Consider the following 16,853-nt stretch of genomic DNA (forward strand, 5'->3'; position numbering starts at 1 on the left):
TTCGGCTCTCGACCGCCGGCACGCGTGCTCAGCAGTCAACGGCTCTCGGCCGGGCGCTGAAGTCGCGGAGAGGCGGTACAGAAAGGCGCTGCCGTCTTCGTTGACGGCAGCGCCCTTCTTTTTCTCCCGGTATGAAGAGAAAAAGCTGTGGTGTCAGCGACCCCAGGACTCGATGAGCGCGGCGTTCTGCTCGAGGATCTGGTTGTACTGCGGCTGGACGCCGAACTGGGTGGCCAGACCATCGGCAACCGCCTTGGCCTGATCGATCATGACCTGACGGTCGGTGGGGGCCACGACGGGAGCGGGCTCGGGGGCCACGACCTCGGGCTCGGGCTCGGAGGTGCCCTGACGCAGGTAGGCGCCGCAGGTGGGCCACGCGCCGACGCCCTGGCTGGCGAGCACGTTCTCCGCGACGCGGATCTGCTCGGCCTTGCTGGCCTGGTGCGCGTATCCGGTGCCGCCGTTGGCGACCCAGGTGCTGTGCGAGAACTGCAGGCCGCCGTAGTAGCCGTTGCCGGTGTTGATGGCCCAGTTGCCGCCCGATTCACACTGGGCGACGCCGTCCCAGTCGTGGGCCGGAGCGGCGGAAGCGGTTGCGGAGAAGCCGAACGGGACGGCAACAATGGCGCCGGCGACGGCCGCGAGGCCCAGGGCGCGGGTGTTGATCTTCCGGTTCTGTTTCATGGCGATGTCCCTCCCTGTGCCCACCTACCAGGCCGAATGCTCGCCTTCCCTGCCCCCAGGAGGTTGGGGTACCACGACCGCGGGGCAGGGTTGCCGGTGTGCAGCGGTTCGGGTCGGAGCCCATCACAGGTTTGATCCGGGCCGCTCCTGACGATAACGACCAAATCTCGGCAGATCACGTCTTGATAACTCTGGAATTGCATGAAGCGAATAACCCGGAAATCGGCATTCATGCAGGCTGGCTATGCTGTATTTGGAAATCCCGGACGGTCTGTTATGCATCCGTGATGTGATGTATATCACGACGAAATTGTGAACCAGCTCACGTTTCGCCCGAAACAGACTGTCAACGCGCGTGAACACCTCGCCCCGAACCTCTCGAGATGCCTGCTTCGAAGATCGTCTTCGCATCCGAGAAACACACTCTGACCGGCTGATTTGCAAGTTCTACGCACCCGTGTGTAATGTCGTGTTCACCGACGCGGGGTGGAGCAGCTCGGTAGCTCGCTGGGCTCATAACCCAGAGGTCGCAGGTTCAAATCCTGTCCCCGCTACTACAGAAGGCCCCGGAACCTGGTTCCGGGGCCTTCTCTTTGATGCGGACTCAGCCGTAAAGCTGTACGAACTTGTCCAGTGATCGTTCGACGTCCCCGCGCAATGCGCGGGCGACCGCCGAGCCGATGGGACCGAAAAGCGGTGCGCCGCCGAGGTCGAAATCGGCGGTCACCTTGGACCCGCTCGCGCTCGGCGCGACCCGCAACTCGATCCCGAACTTGGTCCCGCCGATTCCGGATCCGGTGAGCACGAGCCGATTCGGCGGTTCGGCCGTCTTCACGGTCCAGGTGACTCGATTCCGGAATCCCTTCACCGTGGCCACCCCCACCAGCCGCGTCCCCGGCGTGAGTCCCTCGGGCACCGGCCCGCGCCACCCCTCGTGCAGGGTCAGCCACTTGTCCAGCTCGGGCAGGTCCGAGGCATGCGCCCAGGCCTGCTCGGGCGGAATCGGAACATCAACAGAAACCTTCAGCTTCGCCACAGACCCGATGGTATCTGTGACACGATGTAGCAATATCCCCCCACCCCCTCTGACCACACGATTAGGTTCTTCCACCCGCCCCTGTGTAGGGTTGTTCTCACCGACGCGGGGTGGAGCAGCTCGGTAGCTCGCTGGGCTCATAACCCAGAGGTCGCAGGTTCAAATCCTGTCCCCGCTACTAGGGAAACGGCCCGGAACCAACTGGTTCCGGGCCGTTTTCGCGTTCATTTGGCATCACGTTTGGCATCATTAGCCAAACTCAGTTTCATGGGTTCGATGCTGTCTCCGGTGTTCTGCGGCGTCCCAGCATGTATGCGGCGGCGCGAGCGGCGGCGTCTTCGTCCTGGCCGGGCAGGACGTGTTGGTAGACGCTCATGGTGAAGGCCACGTCCGCATGGCCGATGCGCTGGCTGACGACCTTCGGGTTGATTCCGGCGCGCAGGGCTCCGGTGACGTAGGTGTGGCGCAGGTCGTAGAAGCGGATCTCGGGCAGTCCAGCCTCCGCGGCCAGTCGTTTGAACCGCTCCCGGATTGAATCGGGGTGCACGGGGCGGCCGTCTTCATAGGTGAAGACCAGGTCGGTGTCGCGGAAGTCGTCACCATAGAGCGCGCGTTCGGCGTCCTGGATGGCTTTCCATACGCGGAGGGCGTCAACGGTCTCCTCATCGAGGGCTATCAGACGTTCTGAGTCTTCGGTCTTGACCTGAGCGTCCTGCGCTCGTCCGGCCACGACTACCCGACCTTGATGGACAGAAAGTGTTCCGGCGTCAAGATCCAGGGAAGGCCAACGGATTCCACAGATCTCGGCCCGCCGCAGACCGGTAGTCAACTCCAGCCGGAAAAGCGCATAGAACCGGTCGAAGCAGATGCTGTCCATGAATCGGGTGGCTTGTTCCGGGGTCCATACCGGCCGCCGCACCCGGGCCACGCGGGGTGGCTTCGCGTCGTCTGCCGGGTTGTCGACAAGGTACTTCCATGCAACCGCATCGACCAGTGCTCGATGGATCGCGAGGTGGATGTTGCGGACGGTTTTGGGCTCCAGGCCAGCGGGTTTCGGGGTGGGTATCCGTCCGGCTTTGTAGCGGCGTACAGCGGTACGGGCGGCATGGATGGTGACGCCGCAGGCGTCGGTGATCTCACGTGGCGTGGGCTGGTGGCCGCGCTTGGTTGCTTTGGTCCAGTACTCGTACATGCGAATGTTGTTGTCGGGCTTGATGCGTCCATCGGTGAGGAGTTGGGTGTAGAACTTCACCAGTATCGGGGCGGTCAACTTCTGCAGCTCACCGTCGCCGAGGCGGGGGACGACGTAGGCATGGACGTACGCCTGCCAGTTGTCGTACGTGGTGGCGTCAACCAGCATCTTGATCGCAGGCAGCCACTCCTCGACGAAAAACGCCCGGACGGTGATCTTCGAGGGCTTCACGCGCTTGTTCTGTTCGACGGCCTTGATCGCGTTCCGGCAGGCCGCCCAGGCTTCCTTCTCGGTGGCGAACCCGCCCTTGGTGTCGAAGTCGGGTTTTCCGTCTGGCCCCTTCTCTGGGAGCCGGAACTGGTAGTACCAGGTTTTGCCGCGCTTGCGGACGTGCCCTTGTTTCATGCTGCGGCCTCCCCGAGCTCGTCCTGCTCGAGCATCGCCTGCAGCCGGGCAGTGACGATGTAGACCCGTCCGCCCATGCGTTTGATTGGGAGCTCGCCGGACTCAGCAAGCCGATAGCCTGCCGAGCGGCTGATCCCGAGCAGCAGTGCAGCTCTGGGCACAGACAGTAGAAGCGGAAGCGATTCCCACCGGTCGCGGGAGGTGGTGTCCGGTTCGATGTCGGGCATGGTCGCATCCTTCGGTCGGGTGCAGGATCGGCTGGTTGCCGTTGCGGCTGGATATGGACCCTCCGTTGCGTTCGTTGGGTCAAGCGCCTCGTACACGAACGGTTGCTTGAACCTGGGCACTCTGTAACTGGTGGCAAAGGTGCTGTTTATCCCCTCCTCTGTCGGTCACGGTTGGGCATCCGTGGTGTGGATGGATCGGGGAGTTGCCCGACGCTCTCGCCGGCGGTGCGAGTGCGGCCAGGCTTACTGGTTGTTCGCTTGCCTTTGAATTCAATAGGTGTCAATATCGACGAGTGTCTAAGTCAGGTCTGCCGATCGTTGCGGTCTCCGAACCGTCGTGCGAGGTCACGTCCATGACGCGGGAGCCGTTGACGGTCGAAGCTGCAGCGCGGATGTCGGTCATGTTCAAAGCGCTCGCGGATCCGATCCGTTTGCGGTTGCTCAGCATGGTTGCCAGCCACGTCGGGCAGGAAGCGTGCGTATGCGACCTGTCGAGTGGGTTCGACGTCAGCCAGCCCACCATTTCGCATCATCTGAAGGTGTTACGTGAAGCGGGTCTGTTGAGCAGCGAGCGCCGGGCGTCGTGGGTGTACTACCGGGTCGAACCAGCTGCCTTGCAGCAGCTTTCGCAGCTGCTCGACGCTCCTGAGTCTGAGTCTGAGTCTGAGGCGGTCGGGCGATGAACGGTCTTGCGCGCAAGTTGGTGGCCGAGTTCCTCGGCACCGCTCTGCTGGTCGCGGTGGTCGTCGGTTCCGGCATCGCCGCACAGCAACTGTCGCCTGGGAATGTCGGATTGCAGTTGCTCGAGAACTCGACGGCGACGGTCTTCGGCCTGGCGGTGCTGATCCTGGTGTTCGGCCCGGTCTCGGGCGCGCACTTCAATCCGGTGGTGTCGGCGGCGGACTGGCTGCTCGGTCGTCGCCAGGGCACCGGCCTCAGTGCCACCGAGCTCGTCAGCTATATCCCGGCGCAGGTGGCCGGTGGTGTGGTGGGCTCAGTGCTGGCCAATGCCATGTTCGATCTGAGCGTATTCCAGATCTCGACGCATGATCGCATCACGAGCGGGCACCTGCTCGGCGAGGTGGTAGCGACCGCAGGGCTGATTGCGGTGATCTTCGCGCTGGCGCGGAGTGGTCGCGCCGCGTTGTCGGCTGCGACGGTGGGCGCGTATATCGGTGCGGCGTACTGGTTCACGAGTTCGACTTCGTTCGCGAACCCCGCGGTGACCATCGGACGAATCTTCTCCGATACCTTCGCCGGTATCGCGCCCGGCTCGGTGCTCGGGTATATCGCCGCGCAGATCCTCGGAGCGGCACTGGGATTGGCGGCTATCACCTGGCTGTACCCCGGCAGCGCCGCAACTGCCGACAACGTGACCGTGCCGCACGAGTCGGCCGAACAGCTTCCCGCTTCCTCCTGAAAGGACCTCTCACCCATGGCTTCCAAGCCCAGCGTGCTCTTCGTATGCGTGCACAACGCTGGACGTTCTCAAATGGCTCAGGGCTTCCTCGCCCATTTGGCAGGTGAGGAGATCGAGGTCCGTTCGGCCGGCAGCGCGCCGGGCGACAGTCTCAACCCGGCGGCCGTCGAGGCCATGGCCGAGCTCGGCATCGACATCACCAACCAGTCGCCCAAGATCCTCACCCCGGATGCAGTGGAAGCCTCCACGGTCGTCATCACCATGGGATGTGGAGATGCATGCCCGTACTTCCCGGGCGTGGACTACCGGGACTGGAAGCTGGAGGACCCGGCAGGCAAGGGCGTCGAGTCCGTGCGGCCGATCCGCGACGAGATCCGTACGCGGATCGAGGATCTGATCGCCGAACTGCTGCCCGCCCGCAACTGAGAAATGGGATCGCTCGTGAGCACTGTCGAAATCTTCGAACCTGCCCTGTGCTGCAATACCGGCGTCTGCGGGCCTGACCTCGACCAGTCGTTGGTGGAGTTCTCCGCTGACCTGGATTGGGTGTCGGGTGCGGGTGGTGCGGTGACCCGGCACAACCTCGCGGGCGATCCGATGGCCTTCGCCACCAATGACGCGGTGCGACAGTTTCTGGAGTTGGCCGGATCCGACGGGCTGCCGCTGGTGTTGGTCAACGGCGTCACGGTGCTGACGGGCCGGTATCCGACTCGCGCGCAGCTGGCGCGCTGGGCCGGAGTGGAGGAACCCGCACCGGTCACACCGCCTAGCGGAGCCCGGCTGCTCGATCTGTCGGCAAGCGCGGCCTGCGAGCCCGAAAGTGGCTGCTGCTGATGGTTGCGGCGGCACCGGGATTCCTCGCTGATCCACCACGTTTCCTGCTGTTCACCGGCAAGGGAGGCGTGGGCAAGACGTCTGTGGCCTGTGCGTCGGCGCTCGCGCTCGTGCGCTCGGGCCGTCGGGTGCTGTTGGTCAGCACCGACCCGGCATCGAACCTCGGACACGTCTTCGGGTTGACCGTCGGCGCGACCGTCACCGAGGTACCTGCTGTCCCCGGGTTGTCGCTGTTGGAGATCGATCCCGAACAGACCGCACACGCCTACCGGGAGCGGATCATAGGCCCGGTCCGGAACCTGCTGCCCGCCAAGGAAATCGAATCCATCACCGAGCAGCTGTCCGGCTCGTGCACTACCGAGATCGCTTCCTTCAACGAATTCACCGGTTTGCTGGCCGACAATGCCGCAGCCCAGTTCGATCACGTCGTATTCGACACCGCCCCGACCGGGCACACCATCAGGCTGCTGCAACTGCCGGGCGAGTGGACCGATTTCCTGAACAACGGCAAGGGTGACGCCAGCTGTCTGGGGCCACTGTCGGGGCTGGAAAAACAGCGCACCGACTACGCCGCAGCTGTGGCGGCGTTGCAGGACCCGGCCCGCAGCCGTCTGGTGCTGGTCGCTCGCGCCCAGGCATCGACGCTGGCCGAACTCGACCGCACCGCAATCGAGCTCGCGGCGACCGGAATCAAGGGCGGCTATATCGTCCTCAACGCGTTGCTGCCCGACCCGGGCGACGCCGATCCGCTGGCGGAAGCGATATACCGACGCGAACAGGCGGCCCTTGCCGCGCTGCCTGCCGCATTGGCCGAGTTGCCCTGTGACCGGCTCGAACTCGCGCCCGTCGACATCGTCGGACTTCCCGCGCTCGACCGTCTGTTCATTGGTTACCCCGAGACCGGGATCAGCGACGCCCCGGCGCTGGATGTCCCGGACGCACCTCTGGCCGCGTTGGTGGACGACCTCGAAGTCCAGGGCCACGGCCTGATCCTGTGTATGGGCAAGGGCGGGGTCGGTAAGACCACCGTCGCCGAGGCGCTGGCCGTGGCCCTCGCGGCCCGCGGCCACGATGTGCACCTGACAACGACCGATCCCGCCGCCCACGTCGATGCCGCCATCTCCGAGGCGCTGGGCAACCTCGAGGTCTCCCGCATAAACCCGGCCGAGGCCACCGCGGCCTATCGTGAGCGCGTCCTCGCCACCAAGGGCGCGACCCTCGATGCCCAGGGGCGTGCCGTGCTCGCGGAAGATCTGCAATCACCGTGTATCGAGGAAGTCGCTGTCTTCCAAGCCTTCTCCCGTATCGTGCACCAGTCCCGGCGCCGATTCGTCGTCGTCGATACCGCGCCCACCGGCCACACCCTGTTGCTGCTCGACGCGACCGGCTCGTATCACCGTGAGGTCGCCCGCCAGATGGGCGAAACCCGCTCCTTCACAACACCGTTGATGCGTTTGCAGGATCCCGACGAGACCAAGGTCGTCCTGGTCACGCTCGCGGAGACGACCCCCGTCCTCGAAGCTGCCGAGCTACAAGCCGACCTGGCGCGGGCAGACATCACTCCGTGGGCGTGGGTGGTCAACAACTCCGTCGCCGCAGCTGGTACCGAATCGCCGCTGCTGCGACAGCGAGCCCAGCGTGAGACCGTCGAAATCCAGAGGGTGGCATCGGAGTTCGCCACCCGCTTCGCCGTTGTGCCTGCGCGGGCCATCAGTCCAGTGGGAGTTCCCGCACTGGCGGCTCTGACCGGTACACCCGCACCGTCCGTCGCGACGAACGCATGCCCGTGACGACGGTGTGCGCGCTACCGGTGCCGCCAGACCTTCAGTGCCGAGATCAGTAGTAAGACAGTCAATGCCGGGATGAGTGCGGCGCTGGGGATCACTCCGAGCAACAAACCACCGAGGACGGTTCCGGTGATAGAGCCGACCGCCATAATCGCAACGAATCGCGTATTCGAGCTGAGGATCTGAAAGCTCTGGTCCCGACTGTATCGAGCGAAGGCGACCAGCATGGTGGGCAGCGAAACCATCAGTGACAGGCTCCCGGCAAGTTTGATGTCGGCACCGAACAGCAGCACGATGGTCGGGATCAGCAGTTCGCCGCCTGCTACGCCCATCAGCGCGGCCACGACACCGATACCCACTCCGGCCACTATTGCGGCGACCACGCGCACCGATGGCGCGAGGTCGAGGTGCCCGACCTCGGTGAGGTGGGTCGCGGCCAGCGCAGCCGCGATGCCGACCAGCAGGACTGCCAGTACACGGTAGAGGGTGCGTGAGTGCATGCGGGTGGCCCAGCCAGCTCCTAGCCAGGCTCCGATCAGGCTGCCCGCCAACAGGTTCACCGCGATGCTCCAGTGCGCGGCGACCTCCGCATATGGCAGGGCGAACAGGCGTGCGGGCAGCGCGGTGGCGACCACAATCAGGCTCATGGCCTTGTTGAGGATGACCGCGTGCAGGGCGGCGAATCCGAAGAGGCTGATCAGCAGCGGGAGCCGGAACTCCGCGCCGCCGAGTCCGATCAGTCCGCCCAGTACACCGATCAGCGCTCCGGCGCTGAATACGTAGAGCAGCGACGCTCGCCGTCGAACTGCCGATTCGAGGATCGATGGTGCCGTGTCCTGAAGAGCTTCACCCACAACCAGGAACACTACTTTTCACCGAAACGGCCCATCGAGGCTGAGTCGTCAGCCTGCGATCGGAACCTCGAGCTCGGTGAGCAGATGGCGGACGCGTGCCTCGATCGTGTCGCGGATGACGCGAACGGCGGCGACGTCGGAACCGGCGGGATCGTCGAGGACCCATTCCTCGTAGCGGCGGCCGGGATACACCGGGCAGGCGTCGCCGCAGCCCATGGTGATGATGACGTCGGCGGCGCGGACAATCTCCTCGGTCCAGGGTTTGGGGAATTCGCTCGAGATGTCGATGCCGACTTCGGCCATGACGGTGATGGCGGCGGGGTTGATCTCGTTGCCGGGTTCGGAGCCGCCGGACCAGGCGACCGCGTTGTCCCCGGCGAGCTGGGTGAACCAGCCCAATGCCATTTGGGAGCGGCCCGCGTTGTGGGTGCACAGGAACAGCACGGTGGGCTTGCCGTCGGTGATCTTGCCTTCCGCCCGGGCCAGGGCGCGCAGCCGCTGACGCGCGAAGCGCTCGGCCAGCAGCGGCAGGAAATTGGGAATCGTTGCCCGGCCGGCGAACTTGTCGTAGGAGGAGTGCAGGAACCGTTCGATGGTCTCCACGCCGAAGGCGGTGGAGAACTCCGTTTGCAGCCGGGTCGCTGCGGTCTTGAGGGCCAGCTTCTGGTCGATGGACAGGTCGCGTCGTTGGTAATCCACTGTGGTGAGCGGTGATTCGGGCATGACAGCTCCGGCTTTCGGTGAGGGTGGAGACGGTACTCAGCTGTGCGGGTCGCTGCCCGCGACAGGTTCTACGGTGGCCGCGACGCGCTCGATTCGGCCGGTGATCAGGGTTAGTGCCTTGTCGAACGCTTCGTTGGTTCCGGTGGCAACCGGATCCGGGATCGACCAGTGCAGCCGTTCGATATCGATGGGAAGTTCCTCGTGCGCGTTGTCGCACACGGCGATGACCAGATCGCCGGTCCGCAGCAGCCCATCGATGCCCTGCGGACGTCGAGGCCGCATGGGAATCCGGTGCCGTCGAGCCGTTGCCACAGCGCCTGGATGCACCTGCTCAGCCGGGTGGGTACCGGCCGAGATCACCGGAACAGCGCTGAGCTGAGCCCAAGCGGCTGCCGCGAGCTGGGAACGAGCGGTGTTCCGGCTGCACACGAACACCACCCGGGTAGCCGCATACCTGTTGTGCGGCAGCAACTTCGCCTCGAACCCCGGCACCAGTCGTAGATAGCTTCGCCGCCGATCACCTTCGGACCGGCCGCGTTCCACCAGCCCGACCCGCTCGAGCACCTTGAGGTGATGGGCCAGGAGATTCGTCGGGATCGACAACAGCGCACACAGCTCCGAGGACGACATGTCGCCGACCGTGAGGGCATCCACGATGCGCAAGCGGGTCGCATCGGCCAGCGCGGCGTGCACTTCGACACGCCGCTCCACTGACCACAATTGCTCAGTACTCATTGACTCAATGGTCATTGAGCAATACGGTGGGTGTCAAGCGTTAGTACAACCTGAAAGAAGATTCGTATGACACCCCCGGCCGTGGTTCACGACCTGATCATCGTCGGCTCCGGACCCGCCGGGTACACCGCCGGGATCTACGCGGCCCGAGCCGAACTCGCGCCGGTGCTGTTCGAAGGCACCCAGTTCGGTGGTGCGCTGATGACCACCACGGAGGTGGAGAACTTCCCCGGCTTCCGCGACGGCATCATGGGACCGGACCTGATGGAGCAGATGCGCGAGCAAGCCAAGCGGTTCGGCACCGACATCCGTACCGAGGATGTGACAGAGCTCGACCTGACCGGGGCGATCAAGAAGGTCATGGTCGGAGACACCGCGTACTACGCCCACGCCGTCGTCCTGGCGATGGGCGCGGCGGCGCGCTATCTGGGCATCCCGGGCGAGGACCGGTTGCTGGGGCGCGGGGTGAGCGCCTGCGCTACGTGCGATGGATTCTTCTTCCGCGACCAGGACATCGTCGTGGTCGGCGGCGGTGACTCGGCGATGGAGGAAGCGACCTTCTTGACGCGCTTCGCCCGCAGCGTCACCGTGGTGCACCGACGCGAAGAGTTCCGCTCGTCCCGCATCATGCTCGAACGCGCCAGAGCCAATCCCAAGATCCGATTCCTGACCAGCACCGAACCGGTCGAGGTAGTCGGTGACCAGAGTGTGAGCGGGCTCGTCGTTCGTGACGTGACGACCGGGCAAGAGTCCACGCTGGCGGTGACCGGTGTCTTCGTCGCCATCGGGCATGACCCGCGCAGCGAGTTGGTCAGGGGCCAAGTCGATCTCGACGAGTCGGGGTACGTGCGGGTGAACTCGCCGACTACGGCGACCTCGTTGGAGGGTGTCTTCGCTGTCGGGGATCTTGTGGACCACAACTACCGGCAGGCGATTACCGCCGCTGGCACCGGCTGCTCCGCCGCGATCGACGCCGAACGGTGGCTCGCACAGTGTGGCGACATCGCCGCCAACACGCTCCCAGCCGCCGGTGAACCGGTCGCGGTCACAGGATCGCAGCCGAGCCGTGAGGCCAAGCGTCCCTCGGTGCTGTTCGTCTGTGTCAAGAACGGCGGTAAGTCTCAGATGGCCGCCGGCCTGATGCGCCTCGTTGCCGGAGAACACCTCGATGTGTACTCCGCGGGGACCAGCCCCGGCATCAGTCTCAACGCCCTGTCTGTCGAATCACTGCGCGAGCTCGGTGTGGACATCTCCGTCGAGAGCCCGAAACCTGTTGACCCGCAACTGGTGGAAGCCGTCGACGTGGTGGTCACCCTCGGTCGTGAAGCCCATCTCGACCCGGTGCCCGGGACACGGTTCGAGAACTGGGACACCGACGAACCATCGGAGCGGGGGATCGAGGGCATCGAACGCATGCGCCTCGTCCGCGACGACATCGCTACCCGCGTTCGCTCACTCGCAGAACAGTTGAAGGGATAGCTTCACCTCCTCAACGGGTACAAGGACCCGAAGCGACTATCCATCAGCCGGTTTGGTGGCACGGATGATCGCGCCGTGCAGCCCTTCTCCGATGTCGTGCGTGGTCGTGATCTCGACGTCGGTGAAACCCGCCGTCGTGAGGCCCTCGCGGTATTCGCTGAACGACAGGGCACCGGCAATGCAGGCCACGTAGCCGCCGCGCTCGGCGCGCTGGTCGGGCGTGAGAGTGTCATCGGCGACGACGTCGCTGACACCGAAGCGCCCGCCGGGGCGCAGCACGCGCAGCGATTCGGCGAACACGGCGGCTTTGTCGGTCGACAGGTTGATGACGCAGTTGGAGATGATCACGTCGATCGTGTCCGCTGGCAGCGGCACGGATTCGATAGTGCCTTTGAGGAATTCGATATTGGTGACCTCGGCCTTTCGTGCGTTGGCAATCGCGAGCGCGAGCATTTCCTCGGTCATGTCCAGGCCGTACGCCTTGCCGGTCGGCCCGACTCGGCGCGCGGACAGCAGGACGTCGATACCGCCGCCGGAACCGAGGTCCAGGACGGTGTCACCGGCACGCAGGTCCGCGACCATGACCGGGTTCCCGCAGCCGAGGCTTGCGAGCACCGCGTCAGCGGGCAGTTGCTCGCGGTCGTCCACCCCGTACAGGCTGGCTCCGAATACGTTGTCGCTGAGCTCGATCGGGCCCGAACAGCAGGATTCGGCACTGTCGGTCGGTGCGCAACAACTTGCAGTCTGTTCCGCCGCTGGGTCGTTCGAGGACTGGGCGATGACCGACCGCGCGGCGGCGGCGTAGTGAGCGCGGACCTGCTCGCGAGTCTCCTCAGTTGTCATTTGATTTCTCCTTCTTGTGATGGCGGGTAGGGATGGGTCCGAGGTTGTGTAGACGGCGGGCCAGGTGGGCGGCGTCGGTGCCGACGCCGCGCAGGGTGTTCGATGACGGGGTGCGTTGCCATTCCAGGCCCAGGTAGCCGAGACCGGCGTGGGTGGTGGATACGCCCTTGCGATGCCGTGGTGCGCCGGTGTCGGTGAGTGCGCCGATTCCGGCGAGGTAGGGCAGATGTGGGCGGTAGCCGGTGGCGAGGATGATCGCGTCAGCGGGAGTGCGGGTGTCGTCGGCCCAGATCACGCTGTCGCCATCGAGAGTGGTGAACATCGGTCGAGCAGCCGGTTTTCCGGTAGCGAGCGCGGCCCGGTAGCGGCCCGGGTCGAGGACCGGCTCTGTGGGCGGGTTGCGCAAGAGCGGCCCGACCGGAAGGAAGTCGAAGCCGGTCACCGTGAACCAGAAGTGCACATCGCGGCCGAGGGGACGCTGGGACATGAACTTCACTGGTGAGCGGCTGGCCATCGTGACGGAGGCGTGTTCAGCAAGCTCGACCGCGATCTGGACCGCTGAGTTCCCCGCACCGACCACGATGATCCGCTGTCCCTCGAAGTCTGTGGGGGAGCGGTACTCGCTGGCGTGCAGGATCTTTCCGGTGAAGCTGTCCTGGCCAGGCAGGGCGGGTACGTGCGGAGACCGGAAGCTTCCGGTCGCCGCCACCACGCGTGGTGCGATGAAGGTGGATCCGGTCGCGCTGTGAGCGGTGAACCAGTGTCCGTCGTGTCCGATGTCCTCAACGCGCTCGCCGGTGCGGATATCGGCGTCCAGGGATTGAGCCGCGCTGCGCAGATAGGCGACGACTTCGTCGCGATGGGGGTAGCGGTTGGGGTCTCCTGGAAACGGAAGACCGGGCAGGGCACTGTATTTGGCGGGCGAGAACAAGGCGAGACTGTCGTAATAGCGCGGCCAGGAGCCGACGGGCTCCGGTCCGGCCTCCAGCAGTGCGACGGTCAACCCTCGTCGTCGAAGGTGGTAGGCCGCGGCGAGGCCGGACTGGCCACCCCCGACCACGAGAGCATCGTATTGGCTTGTCATGGAGCATCCTTGAGATCTGAGCGGGTTCCGACCGATACGCCCGTGGCGATGCCGGTGCCGACCGCGATGAGGGCGACGCCCGCGAGAATGAGGTAGGCGTGGGCGTAGCTGCCGGTCCAGGCCGACAGCAGGGTGCCCGCCCACGGGGCGAGCGCCATGACGATCACCACGGGTGCGGACAGCAGGCCGTTGAGTCGTCCGTAATGTGTTGCGCCCCAGCGGTCGGTGATTGCGGTGGCTTGGATGAGGGTGAAGACGCCGCGTACGAGTCCGGCGCCGATCGAGACCGCTACCAATGCCGCCATACCGGTGACGACTCCCAGCAGCGCAGTTGCCACCGCAGTCGAGGCCAGGATCGCGAGGGTCCGAGTGATGGCGGTGCTGCGCGCGGCCAGCGGCAGGTAGCCGATGCGGCCCAGGACCTGTCCGGCCCCGCCCAGCCCGAGCGCGAGCGCGGCCATCGTGGGTGAGAATCCCTGTTCCTGAAGCAGTGGAACGAGATTGAACACACCCGCCGCTGTCGTGAACGCGCCGAGACACAAGGTGATCACCAACATCACGAACGCGCGGCTGCGAACGATGGCGGCGTGGTCGGCGAACGCGTCATGCAGCGGTGCGGGCGGATGCGGCCACGCACCGTGCAATCCGAACCAGTGCGCCGGAATGGTGACCACGGCCAGCACCACAGCAAGAACCAGATACGTTGTGCGCCAATCGCCGTGCGCGTCGAGAGCGGCGGTCAGCGGCGCGAAGACAGTGCTTGCCAGCCCCGCGGCGAGGGTGAGGATCATGAGCGCTTTGAGTCGCTCGTCGCCCCACCAGCGGGTCAGTGCCGCGAAGGCCGGCGGGTAGAGCGTTGCTCCCATGGCCGCGCCCGCCAGAATCCATCCGGCGAAGAACACCGGCAGGTTTGGTGCGAGGGCCACCACCAAGACCGAGACCACCGCGAGCGCGGAGCCGAGCGTCATGACGATGCGCGGACCGATGCGATCCAAGATGCGCCCGACCGGGATTCCGGTCAGCGCGGCGGCGAGCTGGCCGAGAGAGAAGGCGGCGGTAATGGTCGGCAGCGACCAGCCGGTGTCATGGGAGATGGAGACCGCCAGCACGGGGAATGCGTAGAACAGGATGCCCCAGCTGGTGATCTCGGTCAGGCACAGCACCGCCAGGACCCGGCGCAGGCCCGCCCGGGGAAGCGGGCCGGTCTGCGCCGGGGTTGCGAGGTCGAACATCGGAGATCAGTTGCTGCCGCGCACCGAACCGAGCGAAATCAGTTCCGGCGCTGGACCGCCGCAGCAGCCACCACCGCCGGGTGTCTCGGCGGCGACGGTGTTGGGCTCGTCGAATACGCCCGCGCCGCCGCAGACACCGGTGTCGGGCAGGGTCAGCTCGACCCGGGTCGCCGATTCGTGGTCACCGGCGAGTTCGGCGGCGATGCTGCGTACCTGCTCGTACCCTGTGAGCGCCAGGAACGTCGGCGCACGACCGTAGCTCTTCATACCCACCAGGTAGAAGCCGGGCTCGGGATGCGAAAGTTCGGTCACCCCATGCGGATACACGGTTCCGCAGGAGTGCACGTTCGGGTCGATCAACGGTGCGAGCTCGACCGGGGCCTGCAGTACGGGATCGAGGTTCAGCCGGATCTCCGACAGCCACGACAACTCGGGACGGAACCCGGTCAGGGCCACCACCTGATCCACACCCTCGATGCGTGCACCGGCCTCCGACACCAGCGCCACACGACCATCGGCCTCGGATTCGACTGCGGCGGTACGGAAACCGGTCACCACCTCGAGCAGGCCGTCGTCGAGAGCCTGCTTGGCCCGCAGGCCCAACGCGCCACGCGCGGGCAGCTGATCGTCCTTACCGCCACCGAAGGTGTTGCCGACCTCCCCGCGGCGCAGCACCCAGGTGATCCGGGTGCCCGGCTCGGACTTCGCCACCGCCGCGAGCGCCACGATGGCGGCCAACGCCGAATGTCCGCTGCCCGCGATCACGGTGCGCTTCCCGGCGTAGCGGGCACGGACGGTCTGGTTGTCCAGATCCGGTACTCGGTACGAGATCGCCTCGGCGGCAGCGGTTTCCCCGAGTGCGGGCAGTCCATCGCCACCGACCGGGTTCGGCCCACCCCAGGTGCCCGAGGCGTCGATCACCGCGCGGGCGAACACTCGCTCCTCACGGCCGTCGGCGTGGCGCACTCGCACCGACAGCGGCTCGCTGTCACGTCCGGCATCGACTACTCGGTCCCGGCCGCGCCGGGCCACGCCCACGACCTCGACGCCGAGACGGACGACGTCATCGCCGAGGGCCTTGGCCAGTGGCATCAGATAGTCTCCGGCCCACTCCTGACCGGTCGGGTACGAATCCTCCTGCGGGGCAACCCATCCGGTGCCGTCCAGTAAGCGGCGTGCGGCGGGTGCGACCAGCTCGCCCCAGCGGGAGAACGTGCGCACGTGATTCCACTCCGAGACCGCCGCGCCGGCGCTATCGCCGCGCTCGAAGACCAGTGGAGTCAGTCCTCGTTCACGCAATTCGGCCGCCGCGGCGAGGCCGACCGGCCCGGCTCCCACCACGACAACTGGCAGCTCGTTCATCGGAAATCCTTTCATCGATGCTCATCGATTGATTGACTCGAACTCTATCGACCAATGTCGATGAAAGCAACCATCGATCCATATCGATATAGTGGAGGGCATGACGTCGCTGGATATGCCGGTCGTGCGCACCAACCACCGCGTGGACACCCTCCCGATCGCGGAGGCGACCACCTATGCCAGCTGGTTCTCCTGCCTCGCCGACCCCACCCGAGTCCGCCTGCTGCACCACGTCGCGACCCGGCCTGCCGGTATCACCGTGGGCGAGCTCGCCGAAGCCCTCGGCGTCGGCCAGCCGACGGTGTCCCACCACGTGCGCAAGCTCGCAGAAGTGGGCTTCGTGAACCTGCACAAGGACCGCACCAGCACCGTCGTCACCGTCAACCCCGCCTGCTGCACCGGCCTGCCGCACGCTGCCGACGCAGTGATGGGCGTGCTTCCACCGCAACCGTGCTGCCCCAGTGACATCCCCTCCGACGTCTCCGTGCGCGCCCTGACCAACGCCGATTGGGACGCGGTGTTGCGCATCTACGGCGAGGGAATCGCTACGCGCAACGCCACTTTCGCCACCGAGGTCCCGGCTCGCGGGGACCTCGACACCCAGTGGCTGCCTGAGCATCGATGGGTCGCCGAGATCGACGGCGAGGTCGTCGGATGGGCCACCCTCTCGCCTGCCTCGACTCGAGACTGCTACGCCGGCGTCGCGGAAACCTCGATCTACGTCGCCGAGGGCAAGCGAGGTCGTGGGGTCGGCAAAGCGCTGATTCGCACCCAGGTCATCGCCGCCGATCAGGCTGGCCTCTGGACTCTGCAGACCTCGATCTTTCCCGAGAACCGCGCCAGCATCGCACTGCACCATTCCTCGGGTTTCCGCACGATCGGCGTCCGCGAACGAATCGCCCAACTCGACGGGCAGTGGCGCGACACCGTATTCCTCGAACGGCGCAGTGCCGCTT

18 protein-coding genes, 2 tRNA genes and 1 pseudogene are annotated in these 16,853 nt (G+C 65.7%); 10 read left to right on the plus strand and 11 right to left on the minus strand.

Features of this window, described 5'->3' with window-relative positions; translation table 11 throughout:
• Positions 1–153: 153 nt before the first annotated feature.
• On the minus strand, positions 154–684 hold the full coding sequence (locus JK358_RS18335) for a transglycosylase family protein (protein WP_201948881.1): 531 nt from the start codon (positions 682–684) through the stop codon (positions 154–156).
• Between the two features lie 480 nt (positions 685–1,164).
• Between JK358_RS18335 and JK358_RS18340 the strand changes: the two genes are divergently transcribed.
• Positions 1,165–1,238 (plus strand) — tRNA-Met (locus JK358_RS18340).
• 50 nt (positions 1,239–1,288) lie between these two features.
• Here JK358_RS18340 and JK358_RS18345 read toward each other — a convergent pair.
• Positions 1,289–1,720: a type II toxin-antitoxin system Rv0910 family toxin gene (locus JK358_RS18345; protein ID WP_201948882.1), complete on the minus strand. Its 432-nt coding sequence runs from the start codon at positions 1,718–1,720 to the stop codon at positions 1,289–1,291.
• Positions 1,721–1,824: 104 nt separating this feature from the next.
• Between JK358_RS18345 and JK358_RS18350 the strand changes: the two genes are divergently transcribed.
• Positions 1,825–1,898 (plus strand) — tRNA-Met (locus JK358_RS18350).
• A gap of 87 nt (positions 1,899–1,985) precedes the next feature.
• Here JK358_RS18350 and JK358_RS18355 read toward each other — a convergent pair.
• Positions 1,986–3,317 carry a site-specific integrase gene (locus tag JK358_RS18355; protein ID WP_201948883.1) on the minus strand — a complete coding sequence of 444 codons (1,332 nt, stop codon included), beginning with the start codon at positions 3,315–3,317 and terminating at the stop codon, positions 1,986–1,988.
• On the minus strand, positions 3,314–3,544 hold the full coding sequence (locus JK358_RS18360) for a helix-turn-helix domain-containing protein (protein ID WP_201948884.1): 231 nt from the start codon (positions 3,542–3,544) through the stop codon (positions 3,314–3,316). The genes JK358_RS18355 and JK358_RS18360 overlap by 4 nt, the downstream gene beginning before the upstream one ends.
• Before the next feature lie 353 nt (positions 3,545–3,897).
• Between JK358_RS18360 and JK358_RS18365 the strand changes: the two genes are divergently transcribed.
• From JK358_RS18365 to arsA, 5 genes are read left to right on the plus strand one after another with little or no spacing between them, the layout of a single operon-like run.
• A complete protein-coding gene (locus tag JK358_RS18365) occupies positions 3,898–4,227 on the plus strand; it encodes an ArsR/SmtB family transcription factor (protein ID WP_201948885.1) in 330 nt (109 codons plus the stop codon).
• The gene (locus JK358_RS18370; RefSeq protein WP_201948886.1) at positions 4,224–4,964 is read left to right on the plus strand and encodes an MIP/aquaporin family protein; all 741 of its coding nucleotides are present in this window, start codon (positions 4,224–4,226) and stop codon (positions 4,962–4,964) included. Before JK358_RS18365 ends, JK358_RS18370 begins: the two co-directional genes overlap by 4 nt.
• Positions 4,965–4,979: 15 nt before the next feature.
• On the plus strand, positions 4,980–5,390 hold the full coding sequence (locus JK358_RS18375) for an arsenate reductase ArsC (RefSeq protein ID WP_201948887.1): 411 nt from the start codon (positions 4,980–4,982) through the stop codon (positions 5,388–5,390).
• A 15-nt stretch (positions 5,391–5,405) separates the two neighbouring features.
• The gene (arsD, locus tag JK358_RS18380; RefSeq protein ID WP_201948888.1) at positions 5,406–5,798 is read left to right on the plus strand and encodes an arsenite efflux transporter metallochaperone ArsD; all 393 of its coding nucleotides are present in this window, start codon (positions 5,406–5,408) and stop codon (positions 5,796–5,798) included.
• Complete coding sequence (gene arsA, locus JK358_RS18385) at positions 5,798–7,588, plus strand: arsenical pump-driving ATPase (RefSeq protein ID WP_201948889.1); 1,791 nt, start codon at positions 5,798–5,800, stop codon at positions 7,586–7,588. Before arsD ends, arsA begins: the two co-directional genes overlap by 1 nt.
• A 14-nt stretch (positions 7,589–7,602) precedes the next feature.
• On the opposite strand, the gene JK358_RS18390 is transcribed toward arsA, so the two are convergent.
• Genes JK358_RS18390 through JK358_RS18400 form a run of 3 tightly spaced genes read right to left on the minus strand, consistent with a single transcriptional unit; the run spans position 7,603 to position 9,897 of the window.
• Entirely contained in the window at positions 7,603–8,439 is an 837-nt protein-coding gene (locus tag JK358_RS18390; RefSeq protein WP_307817604.1) for a sulfite exporter TauE/SafE family protein, read from the minus strand.
• Positions 8,440–8,487: 48 nt separating this feature from the next.
• On the minus strand, positions 8,488–9,162 hold the full coding sequence (locus JK358_RS18395) for an arsenate reductase ArsC (RefSeq protein ID WP_201948890.1): 675 nt from the start codon (positions 9,160–9,162) through the stop codon (positions 8,488–8,490).
• Between the two features lie 36 nt (positions 9,163–9,198).
• Positions 9,199–9,897, minus strand: a complete 699-nt coding sequence (locus JK358_RS18400; RefSeq protein WP_201948891.1) for an arsenate reductase/protein-tyrosine-phosphatase family protein — start codon at positions 9,895–9,897, stop codon at positions 9,199–9,201.
• Positions 9,898–9,963: 66 nt separating this feature from the next.
• Here JK358_RS18400 and trxB point away from each other — a divergent pair.
• A pseudogene (trxB, locus tag JK358_RS18405) lies at positions 9,964–10,938 on the plus strand (thioredoxin-disulfide reductase); the annotation flags it as partial.
• 45 nt (positions 10,939–10,983) lie between these two features.
• The gene (locus JK358_RS39315) at positions 10,984–11,376 is read left to right on the plus strand and encodes an arsenate-mycothiol transferase ArsC (RefSeq protein WP_372440686.1); all 393 of its coding nucleotides are present in this window, start codon (positions 10,984–10,986) and stop codon (positions 11,374–11,376) included.
• 36 nt (positions 11,377–11,412) lie between these two features.
• Here the strand turns inward: JK358_RS39315 and arsM are convergent, their stop codons facing one another.
• The 4 genes from arsM to JK358_RS18425 are packed head-to-tail and all read right to left on the minus strand — an operon-like array spanning position 11,413 to position 15,897.
• Positions 11,413–12,219, minus strand: a complete 807-nt coding sequence (gene arsM / locus JK358_RS18410) for an arsenite methyltransferase (protein ID WP_201948893.1) — start codon at positions 12,217–12,219, stop codon at positions 11,413–11,415.
• Positions 12,209–13,303: a flavin-containing monooxygenase gene (locus JK358_RS18415; RefSeq protein WP_201948894.1), complete on the minus strand. Its 1,095-nt coding sequence runs from the start codon at positions 13,301–13,303 to the stop codon at positions 12,209–12,211. Before JK358_RS18415 ends, arsM begins: the two co-directional genes overlap by 11 nt.
• Positions 13,300–14,535 (minus strand): MFS transporter, encoded by a 1,236-nt coding sequence (locus JK358_RS18420; RefSeq protein ID WP_201948895.1) that lies wholly within the window; start codon positions 14,533–14,535, stop codon positions 13,300–13,302. The genes JK358_RS18415 and JK358_RS18420 overlap by 4 nt, the downstream gene beginning before the upstream one ends.
• A 6-nt stretch (positions 14,536–14,541) precedes the next feature.
• Entirely contained in the window at positions 14,542–15,897 is a 1,356-nt protein-coding gene (locus JK358_RS18425; RefSeq protein ID WP_201948896.1) for an NAD(P)-binding protein, read from the minus strand.
• A 100-nt stretch (positions 15,898–15,997) separates the two neighbouring features.
• Between JK358_RS18425 and JK358_RS18430 the strand changes: the two genes are divergently transcribed.
• A partial coding sequence (locus JK358_RS18430) for a helix-turn-helix domain-containing GNAT family N-acetyltransferase (RefSeq protein ID WP_201948897.1) occupies positions 15,998–16,853 on the plus strand: 856 nt, incomplete at its 3' end.

The sequence above is a fragment of the Nocardia acididurans genome, from assembly GCF_016741815.1.
In the GTDB taxonomy this organism is placed as follows: Bacteria; Actinomycetota; Actinomycetes; order Mycobacteriales; family Mycobacteriaceae; genus Nocardia; species Nocardia acididurans.

Excerpts from the sequence above, each read along its gene's own strand:
- JK358_RS18335 (WP_201948881.1), bottom strand. The coding sequence starts at position 684 with ATGAAACAGAACCGGAAGATCAACACCCGCGCCCTGGGCCTCGCGGCC.
- JK358_RS18355 (WP_201948883.1), bottom strand. The coding sequence starts at position 3,317 with ATGAAACAAGGGCACGTCCGCAAGCGCGGCAAAACCTGGTACTACCAG.
- JK358_RS18360 (WP_201948884.1), bottom strand. The coding sequence starts at position 3,544 with ATGCCCGACATCGAACCGGACACCACCTCCCGCGACCGGTGGGAATCG.
- JK358_RS18365 (WP_201948885.1), top strand. The coding sequence starts at position 3,898 with ATGACGCGGGAGCCGTTGACGGTCGAAGCTGCAGCGCGGATGTCGGTC.
- JK358_RS18370 (WP_201948886.1), top strand. The coding sequence starts at position 4,224 with ATGAACGGTCTTGCGCGCAAGTTGGTGGCCGAGTTCCTCGGCACCGCT.
- JK358_RS18375 (WP_201948887.1), top strand. The coding sequence starts at position 4,980 with ATGGCTTCCAAGCCCAGCGTGCTCTTCGTATGCGTGCACAACGCTGGA.
- arsA (WP_201948889.1), top strand. The coding sequence starts at position 5,798 with ATGGTTGCGGCGGCACCGGGATTCCTCGCTGATCCACCACGTTTCCTG.
- JK358_RS18395 (WP_201948890.1), bottom strand. The coding sequence starts at position 9,162 with ATGCCCGAATCACCGCTCACCACAGTGGATTACCAACGACGCGACCTG.
- JK358_RS18400 (WP_201948891.1), bottom strand. The coding sequence starts at position 9,897 with ATGAGTACTGAGCAATTGTGGTCAGTGGAGCGGCGTGTCGAAGTGCAC.
- arsM (WP_201948893.1), bottom strand. The coding sequence starts at position 12,219 with ATGACAACTGAGGAGACTCGCGAGCAGGTCCGCGCTCACTACGCCGCC.
- JK358_RS18415 (WP_201948894.1), bottom strand. The coding sequence starts at position 13,303 with ATGACAAGCCAATACGATGCTCTCGTGGTCGGGGGTGGCCAGTCCGGC.
- JK358_RS18420 (WP_201948895.1), bottom strand. The coding sequence starts at position 14,535 with ATGTTCGACCTCGCAACCCCGGCGCAGACCGGCCCGCTTCCCCGGGCG.
- JK358_RS18425 (WP_201948896.1), bottom strand. The coding sequence starts at position 15,897 with ATGAACGAGCTGCCAGTTGTCGTGGTGGGAGCCGGGCCGGTCGGCCTC.